This is a genomic window from Gemmatimonas sp., assembly GCF_041689975.1.
Taxonomy (GTDB): domain Bacteria; phylum Gemmatimonadota; class Gemmatimonadetes; order Gemmatimonadales; family Gemmatimonadaceae; genus Gemmatimonas.
In genome coordinates, this window is record NZ_JBDNFF010000319.1 from 1 (window position 1) to 4,508 (window position 4,508).

Below are 4,508 nucleotides of genomic sequence, written 5' to 3' on the forward strand. Positions count from 1 at the left end.
CTAGCCGACGGCCGATATGTCGAGCATTCTCCGTTCTTGTTTGGCGTGCACTCGCCGCGCGCTTGTCGCTGTGGTTGCGTTACTCTCGTTGTCACTCTTTACCGCGACGGGCACTGCACAGGCGCAAGCAGCACTCGCTCCCGTTGCCGTGGGTAGCAGTGCACCTGATGCCATGCTACGCACGCTGGATGGCACCGCCGTGTCGCTGAAACAGGTGATCGGCGGTCGTCCGGCCCTGCTCCAGTTCTGGGCTACGTGGTGCAGTACCTGTACCGAGTTGGCGCCGACGATCGCGTCGGTCGCCGAGCAGTTTCGTGGTCGGCTTGTCGTAGTGGGCGTGGCCGTGGCGGCCAACCAGACGCCGGCACGCGTGCAGCAATACGTCAAGAAACACAGCTTGCCTGGTGTCCATCTGTTCGACGCCGACGGCGCGGCGCGCGATGCCTTCGGTGTGCCCGGCACCAGCTACGTGGTGGTACTCGATCGCGCGGGAACCGTGGTCTACATCGGCATTGGCGGCACCCAGAATCTGGACCGTGCCGTGCGCGACGCCCTGCTGCCGTGAGTATGAATCGCCGTTCCTTCCTGTACCTCACCAGCGCTTCGCTCATGCTGGATGTGGCCAGACGGCGGTGGGCCTCACCGGCCATGGCACGACGTCTGGCGGCATATCCATTTCAGCTGGGCGTTGCGTCCGGTGATCCGGCGCCCGACGGCTTCGTATTGTGGACGCGCCTCGCGGTGGATACGACGCGTGGCGACGGTGGCATTCCACCCACGCCGATTTCGGTCCGCTGGGAGCTGGCGACCGATGCATCCATGCGCCGCATCGTCACATCGGGTATCGCCACGGCCACCCCGGAGCTTGGCCACTCGGTGCACGTCGAAGTCGCAGGGCTGGCGCCGCAGCGTGAGTACTTCTACCGCTTCATGACCAATGACGCGACCAGCGCCGTCGGCCGCTCGCGTACGGCGCCCGCACCCGGCGCCAAGATCGATCGGCTTCGGTTTGCCGTCGCCTCCTGTCAGAACTACGAGCACGGTTTCTATCACGCGCATCGCGACATCGCGCAGACGGACATGGATGCCGTGCTCTTTCTTGGCGACTACATCTACGAATACCGATCGAAAGATCGTCCGCGCGTACATACCTTGCCGGCCTTGCAGTCGCTGGATGACTATCGTACCTGCTACGCGCAGTACCACGCGGACCCCGACCTTCAGGCGGCGCATGCCGCACATCCCTGGATCGTGACCTTCGACGACCATGAGGTGGAGGACAATTGGGCCGGTGCCATCGATCGGGACGGCAGCTCTCCGGCGGCTTTTCTCCCGCGTCGTGCGGCAGCGTTCCAGGCCTTTTACGAGAACATGCCGCTTCGGCACACGTCAGTCCCAACGGGGCCTGACATGCAGAGCTTCCGTACCGTCGCGTACGGCCAGCTCGCCCAGTTCACCGTCATCGACACGCGACAGTACCGCAGCGACCAGCCATGTGGTGACAACTTCAAACCGTCGTGCGACGCGCGTCTGCTCGAATCAGCGACCATGTTGGGAGCGACACAGGAGACGTGGTTGGCCAACGCGCTCGCGACGTCGACGGCGCAGTGGAACATCGTGGCCAATCAGGTGATGGTCCAGCAGCTCCGCCAGCAGCGGAACGGCCGGGAAACGGTCAACATGGATCAATGGGACGGCTATCCAGCTGCCCGGACGCGCCTCACGGATTTTCTCGCCGCACGTCGGCCGAACAACCCGGTGTTCGTGACTGGCGACACCCATCAAACATGGGTGGGCGACGTGAAGGTGAACTTCGACGATCAGAAGTCGCGCACGGTCGCGACGGAGCTGGTCGGCACGTCGATCACCTCCGGTGGCGACGGGTCGATGAAGAACAGGTTCTCGGATGCAAACCTGGCTGACAATCCGCACATCGTGTACAACAACGATCAGCGCGGCTACTTCCTGTGTGACCTGACGCCCCGCGCGATGACGAGCGCATTGCGCGTGGCTGACCGTGTGACGACACGTGATGGACAGATCACCACGGCTGCGCAGTTCATCACGGAGACGGGTCGTCCCGGCGTTCATCTCGCAGGCTGACTGATTCACGGCCGATTTCCAAGCCTGTCGTACCGCCGCCGCATCGCGTTCTGCGGTCCGCGAAGCCGAAAAGGAGTTGGCGAATCTCGTGCCGATCACGAGGGTGTTTGCACAATTCGTGTCTCCTTTTCATTCTCCATCGTCCTCGTGTTGCTCCATCGTCTTCGCCTCCGGCTGAGCATTGTCGCATCGTGCCCCACTGCGGTACCTCGTCTCTTGCTGCACAGGCACTGCAAGTGCCCGAACCCACCGACCTCACCCGTCGACATCTGGTGGCCCGCCGAGCCGCCACGCAAATTGTCGTCGATGGCCGACTGGACGCCGCCGCGTGGCGTACCGCGCAGGTGGCCGGCGACTTCACGCAAGTGCGACAGGATTACGCGCCGACCACCCCCTATGCGTCGGAGGTGCGTGTGCTGTGTGACGACGAGTTCCTGTACATCGGAGCCGTCAACCGCGACAGCCTCGGACGCGACGCGCTCCGTATGCAGGGCCTGCGTCGTGACTTCGAAAGTTCGGAGAGCGATCTGTTCGCGGTCACCATCGGCGCACTCGGTGATCATCGCACGTCGTTCCAATTTCAAACCAGCCCGCTCGGCTCGCAAGCCGATGTGCAGGCGTTCGACGGCGGCAACGTCTCCAACGTGTTCTGGGATGCGATGTGGCGTGTGCGCACCACACGCAGTGACAGCGGCTGGGTGGCAGAGTTCGCAATCCCGTGGCGATCATTGCGCTACAGCCCCGACTTGCGCAGCTGGGACATCAACTTCGTGCGCAACACACGTCGGGCGCTGCACTGGAGTGCGTGGATGCCGTATCCGCGACAGTTCACTTCGTGGCGCCTGTCATACGCCGGCGTGCTCGACTCCATTCAGCCGCCGGCACCGCGCACGAATCTGCGCGTTCGCCCGTACGCGCTCGGACAGTCGTTGCGCGATGCGACGCCGGGCGCGGCCACGGGCGCAACCGGTGACGTGGGCGGTGAGGTGATCTGGGCACCGACCGCCAACAGCCTGCTCGAAGGCACCGTGAATACCGACTTCGCACAGGCGGAAGTGGATCGGCAGGTGGTCAACCTCACCCGCTTCAGCGTGTTCTTTCCCGAGCAACGTCAATTCTTTCTCGAGAACTCCGACCTACTCTCGGCGGGTGGGCTCACGGGCCAGTACGTGGTGCAGCCGTTCTTCAGTCGGCGGATCGGGTTGTCCGCTGATGGCACGCCGATCCCGATCGTCGGTGGGGCGCGCTACGCCTATCGAACCGGTCGCACGACGGCGGGTGCTCTCGTGATGCAGCAGGAGCGAACCGACTCGGCGGGCCGCGGAACCTTCGCCGTGGCGCGAGGGAGCCAGTACATCGGGAGCGCCACGCGGGTCGGTGCCACGGCGGCCTATCGCTTCGACGCAGAAGGACCCATCACGGCTGCCTCGTCCAACGTGGTCACGTCGGTCGACGCCACCACACGCGTCGGCGAACAGATCCAGCTCGATGCCACCTTTCCGACATCCACCGAAGACGGTCGCACCGGGATTGGCGCCACCTATTTCGCCGGTCGCGATAGCCCCAGGCTGTACACCGGCATTCTCGGCGCGCTGGTCACGCGCGACTACAATCCGCGCACCGGTTTCGTGTCGCGGCCGAATGTGCTGCTCACGAGCCCGGCGGTCGTTGGCACCCTGCAGCCTCAGTGGCGGCCGCGATCGGTGGTCTGGTTCCGGCCCGGCGTGACGACGTACTTCTATCAGGATCCGTCGTCGTTCAAGCTGCAGGCGGGGAGCATTCTCTGGCGCTTGGACGTGCTGCACACCAACGGGGCGCAGTGGCGGCCATTCGTGGAGCAGGCCTTGCAGCGTCCTGATCTTCCGGTGCGCCTGTTTCCCGGCGTGACGACGCCCGCCGGCCAACACGACTACAGGCGGTATGGCGTCGATCTGCGCAGCGATCAGAGCGCCCGCATTGCGGCGACGGGCAACCTGTCGACGGGCGGATTCTTCGATGGACGGCTGCAGCGCGCCGCGCTCACCGCACGATGGTCGCCGAGCCCGTTCTTCGCGCTCCGTGCCAACTATGAAGTCAATCGGCTCGCGTCACTGGGCACGGGAGATACGGCGTTCGTGACGCATCTGGCCGGGCCGGAGCTCCGTGTGTTCGCCTCACCCCGGCTGCAGTGGAGCGCGTTCTATCAGTACAACACCGTGCAGCAGCGCGGAACGCTGAACGCCCGCTTCAGTTGGGAGTTCTCACCGCTGTCGTTTCTGTATGTGGTGTACAATGATCGACAGGCGATTCAGAACGGTATGCTCCCAACGGCGCGTTCGTTGATCGTCAAGTTCAGCTGGTTGCGGCAAATGTAAGGTAGCTGCTGGCGTGATACCCCTTTGAGCACGGTCAGCCTGTTTGCTGCC

The 4,508-nt window shown here is 64.2% G+C and carries 3 protein-coding genes; all 3 read left to right on the forward strand.

Translation table 11 applies throughout. The annotated features are described in order from the left end of the window. The first annotated feature begins 70 nt into the window (after positions 1-70). Positions 71-565 carry a TlpA family protein disulfide reductase gene (locus ACESNG_RS19095; RefSeq protein WP_373070382.1) on the forward strand — a complete coding sequence of 165 codons (495 nt, stop codon included), beginning with the start codon at positions 71-73 and terminating at the stop codon, positions 563-565. 2 nt (positions 566-567) lie between these two features. Next, complete coding sequence (locus ACESNG_RS19100) at positions 568-2,103, forward strand: alkaline phosphatase (RefSeq protein WP_373070386.1); 1,536 nt, start codon at positions 568-570, stop codon at positions 2,101-2,103. Positions 2,104-2,339: 236 nt separating this feature from the next. Beyond that, a complete protein-coding gene (locus tag ACESNG_RS19105; RefSeq protein WP_373070384.1) occupies positions 2,340-4,457 on the forward strand; it encodes a DUF5916 domain-containing protein in 2,118 nt (705 codons plus the stop codon). The last annotated feature ends 51 nt before the right edge of the window (positions 4,458-4,508 follow it).

Coding starts and splice junctions, on each gene's coding strand:
- ACESNG_RS19100 (WP_373070386.1), top strand. CDS start 568: ATGAATCGCCGTTCCTTCCTGTACCTCACCAGCGCTTCGCTCATGCTG.